Annotated in this window: 20 protein-coding genes; 4 read left to right on the top strand and 16 right to left on the bottom strand. The window is 28.5% G+C overall.

Translation table 11 applies throughout. The features are described 5' to 3' along the window. Window positions 1–66: 66 nt before the first annotated feature. The 8 genes from JW646_RS02130 to JW646_RS02165 all read right to left on the bottom strand — a co-directional run bounded on the left by JW646_RS02130 (window position 67) and on the right by JW646_RS02165 (window position 10,133). Window positions 67–771: a fibronectin type III domain-containing protein gene (locus tag JW646_RS02130; protein ID WP_228416407.1), complete on the bottom strand. Its 705-nt coding sequence runs from the start codon at window positions 769–771 to the stop codon at window positions 67–69. Window positions 772–940: 169 nt separating this feature from the next. After that, complete coding sequence (locus JW646_RS02135) at window positions 941–3,541, bottom strand: DUF7948 domain-containing protein (protein ID WP_228416408.1); 2,601 nt, start codon at window positions 3,539–3,541, stop codon at window positions 941–943. A 183-nt stretch (window positions 3,542–3,724) separates the two neighbouring features. Further along, window positions 3,725–4,357, bottom strand: coding sequence for an ABC transporter ATP-binding protein (locus JW646_RS02140; protein WP_228416409.1), 633 nt, complete (start codon window positions 4,355–4,357; stop codon window positions 3,725–3,727). Then, window positions 4,347–5,282, bottom strand: coding sequence for an ABC transporter ATP-binding protein (locus JW646_RS02145; RefSeq protein ID WP_074918029.1), 936 nt, complete (start codon window positions 5,280–5,282; stop codon window positions 4,347–4,349). Before JW646_RS02145 ends, JW646_RS02140 begins: the two co-directional genes overlap by 11 nt. A 9-nt stretch (window positions 5,283–5,291) precedes the next feature. Then, window positions 5,292–6,155 (bottom strand): ABC transporter permease, encoded by an 864-nt coding sequence (locus JW646_RS02150; RefSeq protein ID WP_228416410.1) that lies wholly within the window; start codon window positions 6,153–6,155, stop codon window positions 5,292–5,294. Then, window positions 6,155–7,147: an ABC transporter permease gene (locus tag JW646_RS02155; protein ID WP_148557391.1), complete on the bottom strand. Its 993-nt coding sequence runs from the start codon at window positions 7,145–7,147 to the stop codon at window positions 6,155–6,157. Before JW646_RS02155 ends, JW646_RS02150 begins: the two co-directional genes overlap by 1 nt. Before the next feature lie 94 nt (window positions 7,148–7,241). Continuing rightward, window positions 7,242–8,876, bottom strand: coding sequence for an ABC transporter substrate-binding protein (locus JW646_RS02160; protein WP_228416411.1), 1,635 nt, complete (start codon window positions 8,874–8,876; stop codon window positions 7,242–7,244). Between the two features lie 231 nt (window positions 8,877–9,107). After that, entirely contained in the window at window positions 9,108–10,133 is a 1,026-nt protein-coding gene (locus JW646_RS02165) for a YybS family protein (RefSeq protein WP_228416412.1), read from the bottom strand. A gap of 102 nt (window positions 10,134–10,235) precedes the next feature. Between JW646_RS02165 and JW646_RS02170 the strand changes: the two genes are divergently transcribed. Beyond that, on the top strand, window positions 10,236–11,162 hold the full coding sequence (locus tag JW646_RS02170) for a LysR family transcriptional regulator (protein ID WP_228416413.1): 927 nt from the start codon (window positions 10,236–10,238) through the stop codon (window positions 11,160–11,162). Window positions 11,163–11,329: 167 nt separating this feature from the next. Here the strand turns inward: JW646_RS02170 and JW646_RS02175 are convergent, their stop codons facing one another. Both JW646_RS02175 and JW646_RS02180 read right to left on the bottom strand, forming a co-directional pair. Continuing rightward, window positions 11,330–12,793, bottom strand: coding sequence for a UDP-N-acetylmuramoyl-L-alanyl-D-glutamate--2,6-diaminopimelate ligase (locus JW646_RS02175; RefSeq protein ID WP_228416414.1), 1,464 nt, complete (start codon window positions 12,791–12,793; stop codon window positions 11,330–11,332). Between the two features lie 11 nt (window positions 12,794–12,804). After that, on the bottom strand, window positions 12,805–13,272 hold the full coding sequence (locus JW646_RS02180; RefSeq protein WP_083399326.1) for a metal-dependent transcriptional regulator: 468 nt from the start codon (window positions 13,270–13,272) through the stop codon (window positions 12,805–12,807). 253 nt (window positions 13,273–13,525) lie between these two features. On the opposite strand from JW646_RS02180, the gene JW646_RS02185 reads away from it, so the two are divergent. Continuing rightward, window positions 13,526–13,753: a FeoA family protein gene (locus JW646_RS02185; protein WP_074918041.1), complete on the top strand. Its 228-nt coding sequence runs from the start codon at window positions 13,526–13,528 to the stop codon at window positions 13,751–13,753. A gap of 28 nt (window positions 13,754–13,781) precedes the next feature. Continuing rightward, a complete protein-coding gene (gene feoB, locus JW646_RS02190) occupies window positions 13,782–15,542 on the top strand; it encodes a ferrous iron transport protein B (protein ID WP_228416415.1) in 1,761 nt (586 codons plus the stop codon). Here feoB and JW646_RS02195 read toward each other — a convergent pair. From JW646_RS02195 to JW646_RS02220, 6 genes are all read right to left on the bottom strand, one after another. Next, window positions 15,428–16,945, bottom strand: a complete 1,518-nt coding sequence (locus JW646_RS02195; RefSeq protein ID WP_228416416.1) for a recombinase family protein — start codon at window positions 16,943–16,945, stop codon at window positions 15,428–15,430. The genes feoB and JW646_RS02195 overlap by 115 nt on opposite strands. Continuing rightward, the gene (locus JW646_RS02200) at window positions 16,911–17,081 is read right to left on the bottom strand and encodes a hypothetical protein (protein ID WP_228416417.1); all 171 of its coding nucleotides are present in this window, start codon (window positions 17,079–17,081) and stop codon (window positions 16,911–16,913) included. Before JW646_RS02200 ends, JW646_RS02195 begins: the two co-directional genes overlap by 35 nt. 147 nt (window positions 17,082–17,228) lie before the next feature. Continuing rightward, entirely contained in the window at window positions 17,229–20,366 is a 3,138-nt protein-coding gene (locus tag JW646_RS02205) for an RNA dependent RNA polymerase (RefSeq protein ID WP_228416418.1), read from the bottom strand. Window positions 20,367–20,518: 152 nt separating this feature from the next. Continuing rightward, complete coding sequence (locus JW646_RS02210) at window positions 20,519–20,830, bottom strand: hypothetical protein (RefSeq protein ID WP_228416419.1); 312 nt, start codon at window positions 20,828–20,830, stop codon at window positions 20,519–20,521. 12 nt (window positions 20,831–20,842) lie between these two features. Then, window positions 20,843–21,724 (bottom strand): ParM/StbA family protein, encoded by an 882-nt coding sequence (locus JW646_RS02215; protein ID WP_228416420.1) that lies wholly within the window; start codon window positions 21,722–21,724, stop codon window positions 20,843–20,845. An 88-nt stretch (window positions 21,725–21,812) separates the two neighbouring features. Next, entirely contained in the window at window positions 21,813–22,457 is a 645-nt protein-coding gene (locus JW646_RS02220) for a helix-turn-helix domain-containing protein (RefSeq protein WP_228416421.1), read from the bottom strand. A 180-nt stretch (window positions 22,458–22,637) separates the two neighbouring features. Here JW646_RS02220 and JW646_RS02225 point away from each other — a divergent pair, with 180 nt between their 5' ends. Next, complete coding sequence (locus JW646_RS02225) at window positions 22,638–22,790, top strand: ribbon-helix-helix domain-containing protein (RefSeq protein WP_228416422.1); 153 nt, start codon at window positions 22,638–22,640, stop codon at window positions 22,788–22,790. The last annotated feature ends 53 nt before the right edge of the window (window positions 22,791–22,843 follow it).

Consider the following 22,843-nt stretch of genomic DNA (forward strand, 5'->3'; position numbering starts at 1 on the left):
CTATAAAATAGTTATTTTGTCACGTAAAAATAGCACCTATAATAGGTGCTGTTTTATGTGAGTATATTATTTCTCCGTACATATAGTTAAAACATCTGAAAAATCTCCAAAGCATACTTGACCGTTTAATTCTTTAAATGCTCTTACTTTATAGTAATATTTTTTTCTACTTTTTAAGTTTTTGTCTTTATAGCAGCTTCTTCCATTGTCTGTAAGTGTTGCTACTTTTGTAAAGTTTCCACTTTCACCACTTGCTCTATAAACTTCATATCCAGAAGATTTGTATACAGTTTGCCAATTTAGCTCTACAAAACAATTAGATATGCAATTGGCATGTAAATTTGTTACAACTGGTGGACAAGTTGTAGTGTCTAGTATATCTGATGACAATCCTAAGCATATTTTGTCATCTATTTTTTTGAAAGCCCTAACTTTATAGTAATAATTTGTTCCACTGTCCAGTTCTTTATCTATATAGCATGTAGTTTTGCCACATACTTCATCAATTTTTCTATAAAATCCATTTTTCATAGTTGATCTGTAAATTCTATATCCACTAGCACCTTCTACATTTTTCCATTGTAATTTTATACAATCAGAATTTTTCATAGTGACTCTTAGTTCCATTACTTTGTCAGGTCTATAATCTGTAGTAATATTATCTTTTGCTATGTTTGTTTGACCAAAAGAATAAGCTAAACTTCCCATATTACTCATTATTAGTGCTAAAGCTAAAAAAACTACTGTGATATTTTTAAGTTTTTGTATCATTGCATTTCCTCCTATTTTCATTCTTATGTAACAAGGTTATTTTCATTTATAATTTACCCTTCAATACATAAAAATATAAGGAGACTGTACCTTAAAAAATAAAGATACAGTCTCTTTTAACATCTTTTATATTATATATAGAAATACTGTAATTGATTTTATATTATTCTTATACACAATTACAATTTATATATATTATATCTGTGTCTATTGTATTGTAAGGATTTATTATAGTATTATCACATGTTAAAGTAACAGTATTTAACACATATTCACCTTTTTTACCTTCTTGACAAAGTATAGTTTTATCAATTATTACTACTATCATGGCTGTTTCAATTTGATTTACTTCTAGTTTTGGTATTTTCCAAACAAGCTTATCTCCTAATTTTCCTATAGTTCCTGTTGTACAAATAAAAGACTCTACTTTTAGACCACTTGGAAGTATGTCATTTATTACTATATTAGTAGATTCATCTGGACCATTATTTGTAATTTTTAATGTGTATGATATTTTTTCTCCTGTACAAGGATTGCATTTGCAAGTAGATTTTTCTAATTTTAAGTCACATACTAAAGTATTTAATTTTATTAAAAATCCATCACTTTGTCCTTTTAAAGTCTCTTGATATGCATTTTTTAGTGGAAAACCGCCTGATACACTTTTTAATTGAGGGATTTGTCCTGAAAAAGTTTCTCCTGTTATATATGCATTAGCTTTTTCATCTACTGCTACTCCGCCTCCATAAGTGGAACTATTTCCTCCTAGGTAAGTTCCATATTTTAGGCTTTCACTTTTAATTAGTTTTGTATTTATCTTTAATAAAAATGCACCATAGTCACCATCAATACTCTCTTGATATGCATATTTAAGTGGAAAATCATCTGATGGAGCTGTAATACCTACTATATATGCATTTTCACCAGAGTCTACTGCTACTGAGTATCCTAAAGATGAATAACTTCCTCCTAGATAGGTTCCGTATTTTAGACTAGATGGACCAAATTGCTGTGAACTTAATTTGAAAGGTGATTTTTCATTTGCTTTTGATACTTCTAATCTAACTTCTTTTGTATCTATTTTGATCAAAAATGCATTAGAATAACTATTTAAAGTTTCTTGGTATGCATTTTTTAATGGAAATTGCTCTGTTGAACTGGTACGTCCTGTTATATATGCATTTTCATTTAAGTCAACTGCTACTGAATATCCTACTTCACTATCGTTTCCTCCTAGGTAAGTTCCATATCTTAAACCTTCATCTCCACTTATTGTTGTGTCTAACTTAATTAAAAATGCATCACTATATCCATTTAATATCTCTTGATATGGATTTCGTAGTGGAAATTGCTCTGTTGAACTAGTGTATCCAGTTATATATGCATTAGCTTTTTCATCTATGGCTACACCATATCCTTGGGTATATTTATTTCCTCCTAGATAAGTTCCATATTTTAAACTTGCACTTCCAATTGCTCTTGTATTTATTTTTATTAAAAATGCATCTGTAGAGCCGATTAAACTTGCCTGGTATGCATTTTTCAACGGAAATTGCTCTGTTGAACCAGTATAACCTGCTATATATGCATTTTCACTTGTATCTACTGCTACTCCATAACCAACAGTATAGTTATTTCCTCCTAAATAGGTTCCATATTTTAAACTTGCATCTCCAGTTGCTCTTGTATCTAGCTTGATTAAAAATCCATTGGAATTTTCGTTACCAGTTACTTGATAGGCATTTTTTAATGGAAATTGCTCTGTTGAACTAGTTTCTCCAACTATATATGCATTTTCCCTTCCATCTACTGCTACTGAATACCCATAGTCACTATTATTTCCTCCTAGATAGGTTGCATATTTTAAACTTGCACTTCCACTTGCTTTTGTATCTATTTTGATTAAAAATGCATCGCAATAACCTTTTATTGTTCCTTGATAAGGATTTTGTAGTGGAAATTCTTCTGTTGAATAAGTCCATCCTGTTATATATGCATTTTCTTTTGAGTCTACTGCTACTTTATATCCAGCATCTTCATTATTTCCTCCTAAATAACTTCCATATAAAAGAGGTGGGTCTATTACTAAAACTTTACTTTTATCATAATTAGGTATATCAAATCTTATATTATCTCCATCAACAACAAAGCTGTTTTCTAAATCTATTTTTTTGTCATTTACCTGTTGATAAACTTTAGGCTTTAACATTTTTATTGTACTTTCATTTATTTCTACTATGAGGTTTCCATCTTCATCTAACTGTACTTTGTCTGCACCATCAAAATTTAGCTTTATTTTACTAAAGTCTCCATTTGGGCTTACAACAAAGTCATACTCTAGTGTACCTTCATTTCCATAGTATACCAAATCTATTCCTGGATAAACTTCTTTGTAAAGTAACTTTTCATAAACTGGTATACCTGTTTTCCAATCAGTCTTATCTTTTCCTTTAAAGTAATTTATTTTACAATCAAACTCATTTAATCCTATTATTTCTGGGTCTTTATTAGAGTTTTCTAACTTCATTTTTAATAAGTTTACTTCAAATTCTCTTTGAGACATATTTTCTTTAGTATCAAATTTATATTTATAAGATTTCTCTTTATTATCTTCTTTAAATTTCATTATAGACAATACTATTTCAGATTCTAAAAAATATATTGAATTTTTACTATTTCTAAGAACAAACTTTGACTCATTTTTATGCTGTCCTATATTTTTTTCAAACATAAAGGGTATTGAACTCATTGCACTTGGTGTATCACTCATTAAATCACCTACTTATTATAGTTAGTGCAATATATTTTATGAATTAAAACAGAAATATGTTACTATTTGTAAAATTTTTTATATTTTTAATATATTTTATCTCATACTAAGACATGAAATAAGTAAAAAAACTGCCTAATTTATAATATTTTAATCATAAAATAGACAGTCTTATCTTATACTTTATACAATTTTTTCAACTAACTCTTCTTTTTTATTGCCTTTTAAGTTAATAACTCTATCACAAACAATATTAACCAAGTCTTTATCATGACTAATAACAATAAGCCCAATACTGTTTTTCTTGCAATAATCAATAACCACATTCCAAATTTGAGCCTGAGTTATGGCATCTAGCATAGTAGTCATCTCATCAGCTATAAGAAACTTAGTTTCAGGACTAAGTGCTCTAAGAACGCAAAATCTTTGTAACTCTCCACCAGAAAGTTCACTTGGCCATCTATTTAACCATTCTTTCTTAATCCCCATGGATTCTATCATTTCATCACTTGGTTCGTAAGCTTCATTTAAAATTTTTTTCATTTTCCATTTTGGATTTACTGATTTTTCTGGATGTTGGAAAATTAATTGTATAGGGTTGAAAGTATTTTTCTTTTTCTCACAACCTTCTAAAACAACCTCTCCCTTATCTGGTTTAATATATCCAGCCAAAATCTTAGCAAAAGTAGTCTTTCCAAATCCACTTGGAGCTACTATACCAACTATTTCATTGTTTTTTACAGATAAATTTATATCTTTTAATATATATTTATCTCCTCTATATTTAAAGTTAATATTTTCAGCTTTAAGTAGCATATAAACATCTCACCTTTCCATCTCTTATTTCTTTCATTTCAGGTTTTATGTTTTCACAATCAGGTGTTCTTTTTTCACATCTATCATAAAATAAACATCCTACAGGTAGTTCACTGGCTAGTGGTTGACTACCTTTTATTGGTGTGAAACTATTATTTGGCAGTGCATTAAACAGTGCCTTTGTGTATGGATGTCTTAAATTTTCTCCACCGTTTTTGAAGTCTTCTGCTTTTGCTATTTCCAGAGTAGTTCCTCCATAAAAAATCGCCACCCTATCTGCAATTTTTAGAGCAGCAGATATATCATGGGTAATTATAAGTAGTGCACATCCACTGTCAGCCAAATCCCTAAAATCTTTTAAGACTTCATTTAAAGATTTTTCATCTAAGCCTGGTGTTGGTTCGTCTGCTATTATTACCTCACAGTCACTAACTAAAGCACTTGATAAAAGAACCTTTCTTGCCATTCCACCTGATAGTTGGAAAGGATAATATTTTTCTACTTTTTCTTCTAAACTATATTTTTTAAAAACATTTCTAAGTATACTATTACTTTTCTTTTTATCTTTTATGGAAATCTTAACTTGTTTTCCCACTTCCATCAGTGGATCTAAATAATTTACTGATTGAGGAATAAATACAATTTCTTTTCCTCTAAGTTTTTCTTTTCTTTTTTCGTCTAATAATTCATTTTTATAAGTTATCTCTCCTCTTGTCACTGCATTACTTGGTAGTATTCCAAGAATTGAGTGAGCAAGTAAACTTTTACCTGAACCACTAGACCCAACAACTGCTAATATTTCGCCTTTGTACAAATCTATATCTAAATTATTTATAGCCTTTGAATCTATTCTATTTAATCCCTTTGTATATTGGCTAAAACAAATCTCCAAATTTCTAACACTTAAAATTGGCTCCTTCTTCATAGCTACCTCCTAGTTATAAGCTGTTTTAGGATTAATTAATTTCCCTATTTTTTTACCCATATTATCTACCATCATAGAAACTAAAACTAAAGATAATCCTGGGAAAAATGCTAACCACCATTTTCCGCTAGTTAGGTATTTCATGGCTTCTGATAAAATTATTCCTATGGCTGGTTCATGTGATTGTAAACCAAATCCTAAGAAAGTAACTGATGCTTCATGTAAGATAGCATGAGGGAAAATTAATACAATTCCAACTAAAAGCTGTGGTATTACATGAGGTAAAATATGATTTTTAGCTATATATAAATTTGATTTTCCAAAATTCTTTGCAATCTTTGTATATTCAGATTCTTTTACTTGCATAACTTCTGCTCTAATTATTCTAGTAAGTGAAGTCCAGTGAGTTAAGGATACTCCAAGTACTATTCCCTTTAGTCCTCCACCTGCTGCCATAGAAATTAATATTATTATCAAAGTATGAGGAACTGATAAAACCAAATCTATAAACCAAGTTATAACTAAGTCTACTTTTTTACCACAAGTTGGTCCGATTATTCCCAGTATTACAGCAATTATTCCACTTATAATTGAAGATAAAACTCCTATTTTCATACTTATACTAAGACCTTTTAATGTTCTAAAGAGCATATCGCGCCCTATCCAGTCTGTACCAAATATATGAGTTAGAGACGGTGCCTGGTTTTTATTAATTAAATCTATACTAAACTTATCCGGATCAATAACGCTTCCTGTAACTAAGATAGCTATAAAAAATGCTAAAAATATTCCCAGGGATAGTATAGTTTTTTCTCTAATTCCAAATTCAAAGGATGAAGATTTTCTATTTACAGTGCTATTTATCTGACTCATTATGCTACTTCCCCTCCTTTAATTCTTGGATCTATAACTCTATATAGTAAGTCTGCTATTACATTTCCACTATAAACAAAAATACAACTTATAATTACTATTCCCATTAAAAGAGGCAAATCTCCCTTAAGACCTGCTGAAACTGTGGCCTGGCCAAGTCCTGGATATGAGAATACTTGTTCTGCAAATATGGTTCCTGCAAATAATTCACTAAATGATAGAAACTGTAATGTAATGGCAGGAAGGGAAACATTTTTTATTACGTGATTAAAAATTATACTTTTTTTACTTTCTCCACGAGCTTTTGCAAATAAAATATAATCACTATTCATAACTTCTATTACTTTCTCCCTTGTGTGCAAACAAATATTAGAAACACCTATAAGACTTAAAGTGATTGCAGGAAGTATCATATGACTGAGTAAGTCCATAAAGGTTACATCTGCCGTACTTACACCTATTGGAACTCCCAGGGCTACTGGAAACCATCCTAGAGAAACAGAAAATACCATAATAAATAAAATACCTAGCCAAAATGTTGGTGTTGATATAACAATATAACAATACCCACGTATTATTTTATCTATTACTTTATTTTCATTGCTACCACTGATTATTCCCATTACAAAACCTAAAATACCGGAAATAACCCAGGCTATAATCATTAAATATAAAGATGCTTTAAATTTTTGTCCTATAATCTCTAAAACTGGTCTTCTGTATATTAGTGAAGTTCCCCAGTCTCCCCCCACTATAGACTTAAACCAACACATAAATCTTTCAACTGGTGGCTGATTTAACCCCCAATGCTCTGCAATTAATTCTCTTTGTGCCGCACTTACTTTTGTACTAGCTCCCACATAAGCTGTAACTGGGTCTATTGGAGATAGCTCCATTAATACAAATGTAATTATACAAAGGGCAACTAATAAGGTAATTAGTCTTATTATTTTTTTAGATAGGAATACTCCTATACTTTTGCTATTTTTCATCCAATAAACTCCCCTTTTTTGTATTTCTTATAATTCAAATGTGAGGACACCCTAAATAAGAATGTCCTCATAATATATTATAGCTTATTTTGTCTTATTTCCATGCCCATTCTGTAACATTGTCGAAAATTCTTCCACCATGAGGTTGAACAACTGGTTTGCCTATATCAAATCCTTCACTTACTATGTAAACGTGATTTGCATTAACTAACCAACAGTATGGAGCATCACCTTTTGCACAAGCACCAGTTTTTCCATCAAATTGAGCTTTTTGCCAGTAAGGTAGAGCTTCTTTTTCATCTTCACTATTTAAAGCTTTGTCTATATATTTATTTACAGTTTTATTATCATAGAATCCTGCATTATCCCACTCAACTGGTGTATTTGCAGCTTTACCATAATATAAGTTGTAAAGTTCTGATGGATCTCCTGAACCCCATCCAAATAATACAGCTTCTTTATGTATGTCTTTTAATATAGTATCCCAAGTTCTTTCTTCTAAAGTTATTTCTATACCTAATTCTTTAGCTGTCTTTTGTAATTCTAGTCCTAATGCCTGTCTATAGTTTCCTGGAGTATATAATATTTTAAAAGATGCTTTAGTTTTATCTTTTTCTAATATTCCATCATTGTCACTATCTTTCCATCCGCCGTCTTTCAATATTTTTTTAGCTTCTTGGATATTGTTGTAGTCAGATTCTTCAAGAACTGTTTCTTTATTTAACCAAGGCATTTTTTCAAGACCAGTTGTAGATACTGAACCATATCCATTTAAAACACCATCAACCATTCCTTGTCTATCAACAGCTGTATTAAACGCTTTTCTTATTGCTTCGTCACTTGTAACATTGTTTCCTATTTCATAACCAGTTTCAGTTTTCTTACCAGTATTTGCAACCATTGGGAATTCAACACCGTAAGTTTCTATACTTGGTATATCTAAAATTTTAGTACCTTCAACTTTTTCTTTAGCAAGATCTCCATTTATTGTTGCCATATCAACATCACCTGATTTTACAGCAGCATAAGCAGCATCAGTTTCTAAAAATACCATAGTTAATTTTTTTATACTTGGTTTGTCACCATAATAATCTGAATTAGCTTCTGCTATAACTTGTTGCCCTTTGTCCCATTGTACAAATTTGTATGGTCCAGATCCTATTGGATTATCTTTAAATGAGTCATTATAAGCATGTTTAGGAACTATACCACAAGCACCTAATTTCTCTACAAATGTTGACATTGGTCTTTCTAATTTGAATTCAACAGTTGTATCATCTTTAGCTTTTACTTCCTTTATCATTGTTAAATCTATTTCTGTAGAACTTTTCTTAGTTGTTTCATATGTAAATGCAACATCCTGAGCTGTTACAGGTTTCCCGTCAGTAAACTTAGCATCATCTCTTATTTTAACTGTCCAAGTTAACTTATCCTTTGATATTTTATAATCAGTTGCTAAATCATTTTCCCATCCAAGCTCTTTGTCTCTTTTCATTAATGTTGAGAAGAACACCTTAGTTATAGATCCATGCCCTCCTGTTACGGAGTCAAATCCAGCTTCTGGTTCTGCTCCAACAGCAACTACTAACTCATTATTTTTTTTCCTTTGTTCCACACCAGATTTAGAACTTGAGTCTGATCCTGAATTAGATGAATTAGAACATCCGGCTAATGCACCTACTAATAATACCATTGATAATAGCTTAGCAATATTTTTCTTTAATTTCATTTTCTTTAGCCCCCCAGTATTTGTTTTCCCTATAATCCTTCATTTTTCCCTATAATTCGCAATCTTTGACAAAAAAAGCCACGAAAGTATATTAACCTTCATGGCTTTTTTTGATCTTCATAGATCTATTTCATATTCAAATTATGATAAAATTATAACACTACTTTCCCTTATTTTCAACATATATTAAACATATATTAAATATTTTTTATTTTATAAAGAAAATAAATCTTATATTTTGTACTTAATCATCAATTTTTCTGTATGACTATCCACAATATATTTCTGCTTTTCTCTTAAATTAAATTTCTTGTCCATAAATATTGCCACAATTACATAAACTAAAAATGCAACTTTAAACACACTGAAAAAGGAAACTATTGTAATAGCAAAGTATAATAAACTCAAACTTTTTTTCTTATATTTAATGTTTATATAATTTCCTATTAATATATTAGCGTCTCTAAATATAAAATATAATGATAAATACTCTACGCAAGTTATTATAGTATTTAAATAAACATTGTTAATTTGTATATTAGAATATCTCAATAAACTGACTAATGCAACATATCCTAAAGCATAATAAAAATATTCTTTTTTCATACACATAAAATTACTATAATTTCTTATGGATCTCATCATAAAATATTTTCTTTTACCATTTTCATTTAGTATTCTAAGCTTTTTAGCAAACATAATTGATACAAAATATATAGAAAATACCATTCCAAAAGGAAATACAGCTATAAATAAATAATAAATAACTTGTAAATTGATATTAACAAATGGCAATAACTTAGACATATTTTCAACTATTGCTGGATTGCCATTAAAGTAGTCTATGTATCCTTGGAACTCTTCCATAAAGCTATATCCTATAATATTTCTAGCATAAATATCCACTAATATCATAAAAATAACACCAACTATAGAACCTAAAAATAAATCATCAAAAATATCTGATGATTTTGCAATTAAATAGCCGCATAAAATACCTAAAAGGAAACTTTGGCTTACTAATATTGCAGCAGCAAAGTTCCCAAGCACAAGTAATATTAAAGTTACACTACTAATGCCACACATTAATGTGTATTTGAATTCACATCTGAAATATATTAGTGCAAATATAATTGGCACTCCAAAATCTAAATACAGTCCATATCCCAAACCAGTTGAAAGAGCAATCATTGTAATTACCATGAAAGTAGATGATAATATGGCTGCTTCTGTTAATTTTTTTACTGAACTATTCAATTTTTATGCCTCCAAAAACTTTTAAGTTAAATCTAGTATATCACTTTTTAGGAAATTTATCTGTTATAATATATTGTATAGGTTAAGGTTAGGGGGATTTTTATGAATTTTGAACAAATAAAGTCTTTTTTAGCCATAGTAAAGTATAATCATTTTACCCTAGCATCACAAGAATTATATATTTCTCAGTCTTCCATTTCAAAACATATAAAATCTTTAGAAAAAGAACTTGGAGTTGAGTTGTTTAATAGACAACATAGAAGTATAAAACTCACTGATGCAGGAGAAGAGTTCTACAAGTTTGCACACAAATCTATGGCAGATTACAAAAATATTTTATTAGATATGAAAAAATACGCTTGTGAAGAGAGTAGCTCTATCTCCATTGGTGTTATAGACACAATGGTTGAATACGGTATAGCATCTCTTATTGGGGATTTCCAAAAAGAATATCCTAATATTCAAGTAGATTTAATCGAAAGATCTAACAGTAAAATAATAGAATACATTAGTGGTTCTGTGGTAAATTTAGGGTTTATTAATTACCATTATGAACATAAAAACATTTTAAACCTTAATAAAATAGTTGATGATGAGTTGGTTCTTGTAACATCAAAGAAACATCCTTTATCAATGAGATCCTCTGTAGACATTTTTGATACTGCTAAGGAAAAATATGTTTGCGTCAATGGTGATTATTATTTACATAATGTATTTTTAAATACTTGGGGTAACCTTAATTATTTTCCAAACACTTTATATATAGACTCTCAAACAAAAACACTTTTAGCTTTAGTTTGTGAAAATATAGGTATTACCTTACTTCCTTATAATGTTGCTTTATCTTACAAAAAAAATATTGATAATAGCATACATATTTGTCATTTACAAAATTCTTTTTCAGCAAATATATTTTTAGCCCAATTAAAAAATAGACGACTTAGTAAAAATGAACATATATTTAAGGAATTTGCTACTAAATGGTTTCAAACAAATAAAACCCTATGTAAATTGTTAGAGACAAAATAATTTTTATAAAAATTCACTATTATGCTGTGTCAACAATAATGATCAGGTAAAGTGATTAAAAATAAAAGATGCTTAGATCCATAATATGGACTTAAGCATCTTTTTATTTAACTAATTAAATAAATCAACAACTCTATTTAGACTATTTATATATTAAGTAATTTATATTATTCACCCAAGCTGTCTAAAATCTCTTTTGCTACTAGTTTATCATCAAATTCTACTATTTCATCTTTAATTATTTGATAGTTTTCATGACCTTTACCTGCAATAAGTACTACATCTCCTTCTTTTGCCCTGCTAATTGCTTCTTTAATAGCATCTTTTCTATCTACTATAACAACATAATTTTCTTTTTCCTTATTTATACCTATTAATATATCTTTTATTATTTCATTTGGTTCTTCATATCTTGGATTATCTGAAGTTATTATAGCAATATCTGAGTACTCTTGTGCAATTTTACCCATAAGAGGTCTTTTTTCTTTTTCTCTATTACCTCCGCATCCAAAAACTGTGATTATTCTTTTTCTTGCAAAAGCTTTTATACTATTTAGTACATTATCTAAGGCATCAGGCGTGTGTGCATAATCTACAAATACGTGAATATTTTTGTTATTTTCCACTTTTTCAAATCTTCCATTTACACCTTTTAGTATACTTATTCTATTTACTATTTCATCCACATCCATATTTAATATATAACAAGCACAAATAGCAGCAAGACAATTGTAAACTGTAAATTGTCCCACCATATTTAAAGCTACTTCTCTTTGAAAATTATTGGGACCATGCAAAGTAAATACTGTCTTGTCTTCATAAAGTTTTACATCCTTAGCTCTAAAAGTAGCATCATAGTTTATACCATAAGTATAATAAGGTACTCCCAAAGTTTTAATATTATCTAATATTATTCTTCCATTAATATCATCTATATTAATAATATTTGCACTTGTAGTCATATAAAATAAGGATTCCTTTGCTTTTCTATAATTTTCAAATGTTTTATGGAAATCTAGATGATCTTCTGTCAAGTTTGTAAATATACCTATTTTGTATTTCATATTTTCTACTCTTTTCAGCGCAAGGGCATGAGAAGAAACTTCCATAGTACAATATTTACAATCATTATTTATCATATTATTCAGACTTCTTTGTATTTCAATATTGTTTGGTGTTGTATTTTTATTTAAATAATTATTTTTTCCATCAAAAATGCCTATGGTTCCAATAAATCCGCATTTTTCATCTTGACTAAGTATGTCTTTCAAAAAAGATGCCACACTTGTCTTTCCATTAGTACCTGTTATACCTATTAATTGAATTTTTTCACTTGGATTTTTGTAGAAATTTCTTCCTAAAGTAGATATAACTTCATTTGTACTTCTTACCTTTATATAAGTTAAATTATCATCTTTTTGTACATCTTCTTCAATTACAAAGGCTACTGCTCCCTTTGCCTTTGCACTTTCAATGAATTTATGACCATTAACATTAGCTCCATTAATACAAACTAACAAATCCCCTTCTTTTACGTTTCGTGAATCATATTCTAGCCCTTTTATTTCCACGTCTTTTGGGCCTGATAACAAAATTATTTCTATATCTTTTAAAAGATCTTCTAATTTCATGATATCACCCTTCAATTTTTATTTTCTTCTTGATACGATTTAAGTTTACTTAAAACATCTTCATTACTTCTAAAAAAGTTTATTAACTCTTCAATTTTTATCAACGTTTCAACATTTATTGTATGTTCTATAGTTTCTGTTTCCTCATGAATAGATTCGTTTATACCAAGAATAGTTAAAAATTCTTTTATGGTATTATGCCTACTTAGTAGTTTTGCTCCTACACTTTCCCCCAAAGAAGTTAGTTCAATACTATCATATTTTTTATAAATCAACATGTTCTTATCATTTAATTTTTTTATCATTTTTGTTACAGAGGGTGGTTTAATATTGAGTTTTTTAGAGATATCTTTAACTTGCACCTTATCATTTTCAAGATTTAATCTATAAATCATCTCAATATAATCCTCTTCACTAGGTGTCAATTTATTGTTTTTCATATATTCATTAAAAGTGTAATAATCCTCTCTTTTACTCACAAAAACCCCTCCTATAATTGTATATTTATAATAAGTTTTAAATATTACTATATTTTTTGAACAATTTTTGAACAAGGTGCATAATTTAAATTAAGAATGTTAGCTTAAGCTAAAACTAAGTTTAACAACACATATTTGCTTAATTTATTGGCTAAGGCCAGTTATCATCGCTACCTTTGTAGTGAAAAATTGCTATGTTTTAGAATCATCTTAGGTAATGACTTTTCTTAATTATAAATAATGGAGGTGCATTATGAAAAAACTTACAGACATTCAAATAAAAAATACTGTTAAAGTAGAAGGGTTACTTTCTACAGGAAATTTAAAGGAAAGAATGCTAGCTTTAGGTTTAACTGAAGGAGCTGAAATAGATGTTCTTAGAAAGGGTCCAAAAAATAATTTAACAGTTTATAACATCCGTGGCAGTAAGATTGCTTTGCGTAAAGAAGAGAGTAATTTAATTTTAGTATCTTATATTTAACAATTAATTATTTTAGGGGGATAGCATTATGGGTTTGACACAACAATCTACTAAAATAAAATCTTTAGAAGATATTTTTCATATAGAAAAAAAAGATAATGAAATCATGATTGCCCTAGCTGGCAATCCAAATACAGGTAAAAGTACTGTTTTTAATTATTTAACTGGATTAAAACAGCATACAGGCAATTGGCCTGGTAAAACTGTTTGTACAGCCAGGGGGGATTTTTCTTATAAGGATGTTAACTACTCTCTTATAGATTTACCTGGTACTTATTCTTTGTTTCCTCTATCACAAGAGGAAATAGTAGCTCGTGATTTTATTTGCTTTGGAAATCCTGACGCTGTTATTGTTGTTTGTGATAGTACTTGTATTGAAAGGAATCTAAATCTTGTTTTTCAAGTAATGGAACTTACAGACAATGTAATTTTATGCTTGAATTTATTAGATGAAGCAAAGAAAAAAGGCATCAAGATTGACAAGGACAAATTAGAAGCTAAGCTTGGTATTCCTGTAGTTTTAACTGCAGCTAGAAGTGGCCTAGGTATGGATGACCTTAAGGAAACTCTCAATTCAGTAGTAAAAGGAGAATATAAATTTAAAAATAAGCCAGTATATTATGATGACGAAATCGAAAAAATAGTAAGCTCTATTAAGGAAGATCTGTATAATATTATTCCATCCATTAATCCTAGATGGTTGGGCCTTAGATTAATTGATGGAGACGAAAGTATTTTAACTTCTTTAAATGATTACACTGAAAATAATATTTTAGATGATTTAAATAATGTTAAAAGTAAAATTCCCGATATTTTTGATAAAAGTAAAATAAGAAGTCACTTTACAAAGACTACTTATGACTATGCAAAGGTTATAAGTGATGAGGTTGTAACAATTGCAGATAAAAACGCTATGGACAGAGATGAAAAAATCGATAAGATTGTATCATCTAAGGTCTTTGGCATTCCTCTTATGCTACTTCTACTTTGTGGAGTACTTTGGATTACCATAGAAGGTTCCAATGTACCTTCCTCCATAATATCTGATGTCTTATTTTCCATAGAACCAAAAATTTATGCTTTTTTAAATAGTATTGGTTTGCCCCTATTGTTAAACGAAATGTTAACTTATGGCATGTATAGAACCTTAGCTTGGGTTGTATCAGTAATGCTACCTCCTATGGCTATATTTTTCCCTTTATTTACATTACTAGAAGATTTAGGGTATCTTCCTAGAGTAGCTTTTAATCTTGATCATTTATTTAAAAAAGCTTGTTGTCACGGAAAGCAATGTTTAACTATGTGTATGGGATTTGGTTGCAATGCTGCTGGTGTTATTGGTTGTAGAATAATTGACTCTCCAAGAGAGAGGTTAATTGCTATAATTACTAATAACTTTGTTCCTTGTAATGGACGATTCCCTACTTTAATAGCCATATCAACCATTTTCTTTAGCTCAGTTATTAGTAGCAATTTTATATCTAGTAGCATTACTGCTATATCTATTACATTGCTAATAATTGTAGGTGTTCTTACTACTTTACTTGTTTCATTTATATTGTCTAAAACTTTGTTAAAAGGAATTCCATCAACTTTGACGTGTGATATGAAATACCACCTTAATAGAGTTAAAAAATTATATGGTATATCTACCATATCACACGTCTGTTATTATTACAAGATAACCTCTTGTATCTCTTCATTTCCTTCATTTATCATTTTCTCTCTCATGTTAAGATATATTTCTATCCTATCTTCAAAATATATAACCTTATCTATAGCTTGTTGAAGTAACATTTTCTTTTCTATAAAAGTTGCACTGTTATATATTCTTCTAAATTCTTTATATTTTCCATTTTTATAAAATTCGTTTATTTCCTCACTTTTTATTGTTAATATCTTTTCTTCTAAATTATTAATTTCTTGCTTAATATTGACTATATCTTTTTGTGAGTTAACTATCATGTTATTTACACTTTCTTTACTTAAACAACTTTCTTCCATAAATATTTTTTCTAACTCTAAGTAAGCATTATTTAATACTTTATTTTTCTTAGTAAGTAAATCATTTTGGTATCTTATTTCTTTTTCTATAGATTGAATATCAGATTGTCGTTCTTGTAAAAAACTTTCAACAACATCTTGATATTTTATATTTTCCATAATATTAATAACTTCTTTTTCTATCTTTTCATTTACAGATTTTCCACCGTATGATTTCTGAACTTTTTTCGTAGTACTAGTTGCTACACTTTTGCAATGACTGCATCTATATAATAGTTTATATCCACTATTATTTCTGTTATAGTCTACATGAAGTTTTCTTATCTTTCCATCTGCACACTCATGATATACCAGACCTTCTAAAAGTGCATCTGTTGTATTTGTAAATTTCTTTTCAGAATTTCGTGATACTCTCCTAGCTTTTAATAATTGTTGTGCTTTATTAAATACTTCATCTGATACAATTCTTAGACTTTCATCTTGTGGCAACTCAATTCCATTGTTTAATGGTTTTTTACCTATATAGATTGTATTTTTTAAGGTTTTATTTACCTTTGTATTAGTCCATTCTTGACCTCTTTTTTTAATTCCCTTTTCTGTAAATAATTCTAAAACTGCAGATGTACCATATTTTATATAAGCATCAAATAATAATTGAACTACTTTTGATTCCTCTTCATCTATTACTAATCTTTTATCTCCTAATCTATATCCAAAATTAGGTACACCACCAAGAAATTCACCTTTTAAAGCCTTTGCTCTTTTACCTGCTTTTACTCTCTTAGATGTTTTTTTAGATTCATAATTTGAGTTCCAGAATTTAATAGCATTTAATAAATCATCTGTATCTTCTCCTTGATTTAAATAACCTTCTGTAACAGATAATATCTTAACCCCACATTCATCCAAGAATGATACAAATCCTGCCATTTCCATTCTACGACCTATTCTATCTGAATTAAAAACTATTAGAGTATCAATCTCTTCATTTTCTGCCATTTCCTTAATTTTCATTAAGCCTTTTCTATTTTCTAATCGTGTTTTGAATCCACTAACTCCATCTTCTTCAATAAATTCATCTATAAAAATATTATGTTCTTTTACATACCTTTCAATTTCAGTTCTTTGTGCAACAGTTTCTTGCATATTTGTACTAACTCTTAGTAGACATATTGTTTTCTTTCTCATGTTCATTCCTCCTTGATTTTTTTATATCCTTTTCTAAGTCTTTTTCTATCATGTCATAAAATAAAGAGTACAGAACTGTTTTATCCATTTCTTTACCACTACTTCTAATTATAACCTTTCTATTACACCTTGACATTATCAATCTCTCCTTCAGTTCCTATAATATGGAGATGGCTTGTATAAAGTTCTTACTTTATACCACATCTTCATAGATACATAACGGAGTGATTTCTGGATTTGTAAAAACTTTAAACCGGAAATTATTGTAAAAAAGAAGTACCCATTATTGGATACTTCTTTCAACATACCATGTGTCATATTTTTTATTTTTACTTGTTGTTTTATGAGATTCTACAACTATCTTTAGTTCATTTATATCTTCTGTAAATTCTTTTGAACCTTGTGTTAATCTAACTTCATCTATTACTGTTCCAGATGAATCTATAACTTTAAATAAATATCTATTTTCAAGTTTTCTTACTAAAGTATACCTTTCTGTTAAATCATAATCTATACCATATGTAGCTTTCATTTCTAATAAACTTCCCATATCCAATTTTCTTTTCTTCATAACTTGTAGACTATGTGGTTGTACATTTCTTTCTAGTTCACCTATGGCTATATCTTTGTAAACTACTGTATATACTTTATTTCCTAAAGTAATAACTTTACCACCATAATTTATATTACCTACTTCAAATGTTTTTCTTCTATCATTTAACTTTGCTACATTGTATATTAAAAGTTCTGGCATGAACTCTAATATATATTTAGATGGTTTATCTAATATATATATGGCTCTTGTTAAATCCTCTAATGTGAATCCATTTACATTGTTTTTACAGTTATCATAATATTCTTTTAAGAACATTCTCATTTCCCTTGAATATTTTTCATGTGCAGTATAGTAATAACCTTTATTATCTTTATGGTGTCTTAATTCTTGTCTGTTTTTACTATATTCATCAAGCCTAGGTTTAATGTAATAAAGTAATTCTTTAACCTTATCTTCATTTGCATCTACAGATGCTCTTTTAAATAAACCTCTTATTACATTAGTATTCTTAAAAGATTTATCTTTTGTTACATCTTCACCAAGTGCCACATCTATTTCATCTAATAGGTGCATTCTCCTTTGGTTAAATTCATTAAATGTATATCTTGCATATGCATCTAATACAGTATTTCTATATTTATCAAACCTTCTATTATCTGCAGTAAAACATATGAAATATGGTCTTTCAGATATTTTCTTTATTTCTTGTTTAATGTTATCGGGAACATCTACACCAGTTTTAGACGCATCTATTGCACATTGTTGTGCATATAAAACCAAATATTGTTCATATCTAAATTCAGCATGTCTGTCCTCTAGATACTCTTTCATTTGCTTATTATTCATATTGAATATTCCATTTACAATAGTTCCATCTAACTCTAGTTTGTTTATTCTATTCCAAACTAAGTTATTTATATTACTTTCCATATCCCAAGTTCTTAAAACTTCCTCTTGCTCTTTTGCATATATATCATCTAAATATAATAATTCATTTGTTCTAGTATCGTAAAAAGGAACTTCATTAATTCTGTTCATCAATCCTGCATTACCTAAAGCCAATGAGCCTATTTTATCTCCTGCAGTAACTTTAGTTATTGCTATAATATTTTCTTTTGAATATTTATTTTCAACTTTCTGTCCATCAAATGTATTAAAGAATAATGGTGTATCTAGTTCTATAACTGAATTATAAATAGTATCATCTACTATAACTGCACAAGTATCGCCATCAAAGTCCATTCCAGACATTCTGCTTGGTGTAGCATCATAACCATTAAAAACTATAATACTATCACATTCATATCCTAAACTCTCTATATACTCATTTCTTGTATTTTCAAATTTTATCATCTCTTGATGACTCGATAATGGATTTCTCCCGATAACTGTTCTTTGTCCATCTGGTCTATCAACTACACTATATTCCCCTGCTTGTAGACATTCTACAGTTCTCGCAGTTTCCATATCTCTAGTGGCTATAAAATTCATATATGGTTGTGGGTCTTGTACGCATAATCTATATGCCATGTCATTCATAAATACTCTACCATAAGATAGTTTCTTTATTTTAGACATATATAATCTTCTTATCTGCTCTAGTACTGTCTTATCCTTTAAAAATGATTCATCATACTTAACTAAATCTAATGCTAAATTAAATGAATTAGTTGTAGTCGTATCATCTTCTTCATCCTTTTGTATTTCTGCTAAATTGTTCACTATTAACATACTATCTATATCTGTTAAGGCTTGTTCCAACATTCCTTTATCATTCTTAGTAAGTTCAATAATATCATTAGATGTTATTGCTAATGCTTGTAAAAATTGATAGTTCATCCTTGTTCTGTCTGCTCTTAATGTATTTTCATTATGTTTACATATATATAAGCTATTAACAATACTTTTAAAATCATCTGGTACTTGATTTTTTGCATCCTCTATATCTTCATTAGAATTAAAGTATTTTATTAACTTAGTTTGTGATTCATTTAGAATCATATCAATAGATTCTACATCATGCCAATCACCATATATATCTTTAATATATAACTTATCATCTATTTTCTTAAGTCCTGCAGAATCTCCAAATTGCATCCATACTTTTTCCAGTTGCTCTTTTATATCAATTGCAATACACATCCCTTTACCACCTATAATAAATAATCTGAATGTAATCCAATTTATATAATCTAATTGTTTGTTATCTTCTCTCTTGGAATTTAACTCTTGTCTTATTCTTTCTGCTAATCCTAAAGACATAACACCTTGTCCATCAAATGCACTTAAAGTAGTTTCTATTGTTTCTTCTTTGAACTCTAAGGTTTCTACACTCTCTAAAACCGTATGCAGTCCCGTATATTTATATTGTGGTTCTTCTATAACCACCACTTTAGGCTCTATATTAGTTTTAGTTGCTCCAGAGAACATAAAAGATATATATGCTTGTATTTTATTAATTACTACATCCATTCCTTCAATTCTTGATACTATATCTCCAGTAGCATCTTTAATAAGTTCCTTACCTAAAGTATCTGCTAAACTTTCTTTTATAAATATTGCACTTGATTTCTTTAAATCACTTGCAGATGCTAAATAAAATACATAATCTACACCATCTAATACTATTTTTCTTTCTATAATCTCTATATCATGTTCAAATTCAACTTTTATAAAGTCCTCTGTTGCAAATACTTCTCCAGTTGCTCCAGACCATGTTGCATAATAATGTGTGAATAATGATTCATCTAGCTCTATAGTATCAAGACATCTTCCTATCAACTTTTCATTAGATATAAAATTATATCCCCTTTCTAAGTCTTTATTTAATTTTACTACTTGTTTAGTTATTCTTTTTATTTCCACTATCCTTCTTATCTCCTTAAATTCATCCTATTTGTACACCTTTCATTTAAATATCTTGTATACATAAGATACATAACGGAATGCCAAATTCGAAAGTAAAAAATTCTTTTACTTTTTTCTGAACGCAAAAAAGGCAGAAATTCCTGCCTTTTCTAAAAGTTATATATTTCTTCACCTATGAACTCGTCACTACTAATATTACTTTCTAATTCTTCTTTTTCTATATTTGATACTTCTAAAAACTCTTTTTCTATTTCATCTTTAAAAAGTTTCTCTTTTTTCATATCAGTATCTATATTTAGATTTGAGGAACTTTCTTGTATTATCAAGTTCTTATTATTTTTATTCTTATAATGTGACTTTATGATGTACATCGCTTGTTGTGTACAAGTCCTTACATATTCTTCTGCATCAGTTTCTAATGCTTTTAATAATTCATCTTCTATTTTTAGTTTGATATACATTTCCCAGTCCTCCTATTTACTTGTCCTTCTACTTAATACTTCTGCACCTTCAACATTTGACCATAATGCATTTTGAAGAACTGTAGCATTGCTATCTTCTAATAAATATCTCTCTAATGCTTTAGAACCTCCACCAGTAAATACAAGTTTATGGATTAGTTCACGATAACCAATTTCTTTCAAAGGTGTATATATATTTTCCTTAATAAATGATTTTGCAAAATCATCTATTATTGATTTTAAATCTTCTGATAAATTATCGTATTTATTAAATACTAATTCTGCATCTTTATCTAAATATGTTTCTAATAACTTAGAAGTTAATACCTTACCAAGTTCACCGTAGAAGATGTTCATTCCTTTCTCTTGTGTAAATGATTTTCCTATATCTGGTGTTTTATTTACAAAACATCCACTTACATCTACTCCACCTAAGTCTATTAGGTATATTGGCTCTTTTAAAAGAGAAGGTTCTGTGGCTAATGAACTAAAGCTTTCTGCTCTAACTTTTACATTAGATATTGTAAATGACTTCTTTGCTCCATTCGGATTGGTAACTACATATTTTCCTTTTAGCAACTCTGAATATTTGCTTTTATTTTCTTGGTTCACATATAAACTTAGTGGTAATAAAGTTACTACCTCTATCTTTTCTTTATCTTCAACTAATGGATATAATGCTCTGCCAAGTAAAGCTCTTTTAGTTCTACAAATTTTATTAGTGCTCCTTTTAGCTTTTGCAACCTCTCCAAATATGTAATGTTTTTCATCTACCATAAATGCTCCAAATGTTCCTTCTGCTACCTCTTGAACATTAGAGTTATCTATTATTCTTTTTCCTTCTAATAATATTTTGTAATTTGCATTTCCCAAATCTATTGTGATTTTTTTCATTTGTATTCCTCCATTGATTTTGACTAACCAATGATATATACTATTATTGCGACATAAAGGACATATACCATTTTGGTTATGTTCTTTTTTATTTTACTAACTTTAAATTTACTTTTCTTTTGTTATCATAAATAGCATTTATTATGTATTTTTCAGTCACATAATTCTCTTTCTTATTTATATTTATTTGCATATCTGCATCTACTATTTCGCTCCAATCTAAATCTTTTATTATCTCTTTTAGATTAGAACTCATTTTTCTATTAAGATGTACTTGAAATGTTTCTAACTTTTCTTTTAGTTCTTCTTTTTTTACTTGCTCTGGTGCACTAATTTCACCTGCATAAAACTTTCTAATTAATTCTTCTGTTTCTTGTACATCTTTTTCTTCTAACGATACTTCTTCTTTATCTTCTATTATTTCTTTCATTTCATCTGGTACCTCTTCTATAGAAGGTACAAATAAATACTTATGTATATAATAGATATTATTTCTTCCAGATTTTGAAGGATTAGTTTTTCTAGTAATATAACCTCTTTCTTCTAATGAGTTCAAAACTTTATTTAAAGTATCTTTGCTCATGTTGCACTTTTCTACCATAGTTTTTCTGGTAGGGAAAGAGTATCCCAAATTTGAATTGTAATTTCTTATTAGATATGACAGTACTCTAAATTCTGTATGTGTTAGATTTTCATCTTCAAATATTTCATTATCTATTAACGTATAAGACATTTATTCCACCTCCTTATCTTTAGTGATATCACTTTATGTTTAAATGATATCATATGGTGATATCTCTTGTAAACACTTTTTTATCATTTTTTTCTTAAGTGATGTATCAGTTTTATATAGTATGTTATAATATAAGTAAATAAGTAATAAAAAAGTTAAAAAGTATTTGGAGGAATTTCAATGGCAATAAATAAAGAAAAAAATACTAGGATTGTAATAACTTTGCCTAAAGAAGTTAAAGAACAAGTTCAAGAACTTGCGAATAAAGATAATAGAACCATGACTAATTATATAGTTAATTTAATCTTGAAAGATTTAGAAAGTAAGAAGTAGAGTTTAGTTGCTCAACTTCTTTTTTTATTATAGATAGTAATTATAATAATAAT

Origin of the sequence: Terrisporobacter hibernicus (assembly GCF_020809405.1) — a bacterium.
In the GTDB taxonomy this organism is placed as follows: domain Bacteria; phylum Bacillota; class Clostridia; order Peptostreptococcales; family Peptostreptococcaceae; genus Terrisporobacter; species Terrisporobacter petrolearius.

Excerpts from the sequence above, each read along its gene's own strand:
- JW646_RS02130 (WP_228416407.1), bottom strand. The coding sequence starts at position 771 with ATGATACAAAAACTTAAAAATATCACAGTAGTTTTTTTAGCTTTAGCA.
- JW646_RS02135 (WP_228416408.1), bottom strand. The coding sequence starts at position 3,541 with ATGAGTGATACACCAAGTGCAATGAGTTCAATACCCTTTATGTTTGAA.
- JW646_RS02140 (WP_228416409.1), bottom strand. The coding sequence starts at position 4,357 with ATGCTACTTAAAGCTGAAAATATTAACTTTAAATATAGAGGAGATAAA.
- JW646_RS02145 (WP_074918029.1), bottom strand. The coding sequence starts at position 5,282 with ATGAAGAAGGAGCCAATTTTAAGTGTTAGAAATTTGGAGATTTGTTTT.
- JW646_RS02150 (WP_228416410.1), bottom strand. The coding sequence starts at position 6,155 with ATGAGTCAGATAAATAGCACTGTAAATAGAAAATCTTCATCCTTTGAA.
- JW646_RS02155 (WP_148557391.1), bottom strand. The coding sequence starts at position 7,147 with ATGAAAAATAGCAAAAGTATAGGAGTATTCCTATCTAAAAAAATAATA.
- JW646_RS02160 (WP_228416411.1), bottom strand. The coding sequence starts at position 8,876 with ATGAAATTAAAGAAAAATATTGCTAAGCTATTATCAATGGTATTATTA.
- JW646_RS02170 (WP_228416413.1), top strand. The coding sequence starts at position 10,236 with ATGAATTTTGAACAAATAAAGTCTTTTTTAGCCATAGTAAAGTATAAT.
- JW646_RS02175 (WP_228416414.1), bottom strand. The coding sequence starts at position 12,793 with ATGAAATTAGAAGATCTTTTAAAAGATATAGAAATAATTTTGTTATCA.
- JW646_RS02185 (WP_074918041.1), top strand. The coding sequence starts at position 13,526 with ATGAAAAAACTTACAGACATTCAAATAAAAAATACTGTTAAAGTAGAA.
- feoB (WP_228416415.1), top strand. The coding sequence starts at position 13,782 with ATGGGTTTGACACAACAATCTACTAAAATAAAATCTTTAGAAGATATT.
- JW646_RS02195 (WP_228416416.1), bottom strand. The coding sequence starts at position 16,945 with ATGAGAAAGAAAACAATATGTCTACTAAGAGTTAGTACAAATATGCAA.
- JW646_RS02200 (WP_228416417.1), bottom strand. The coding sequence starts at position 17,081 with ATGTCAAGGTGTAATAGAAAGGTTATAATTAGAAGTAGTGGTAAAGAA.
- JW646_RS02210 (WP_228416419.1), bottom strand. The coding sequence starts at position 20,830 with ATGTATATCAAACTAAAAATAGAAGATGAATTATTAAAAGCATTAGAA.
- JW646_RS02215 (WP_228416420.1), bottom strand. The coding sequence starts at position 21,724 with ATGAAAAAAATCACAATAGATTTGGGAAATGCAAATTACAAAATATTA.
- JW646_RS02220 (WP_228416421.1), bottom strand. The coding sequence starts at position 22,457 with ATGTCTTATACGTTAATAGATAATGAAATATTTGAAGATGAAAATCTA.
- JW646_RS02225 (WP_228416422.1), top strand. The coding sequence starts at position 22,638 with ATGGCAATAAATAAAGAAAAAAATACTAGGATTGTAATAACTTTGCCT.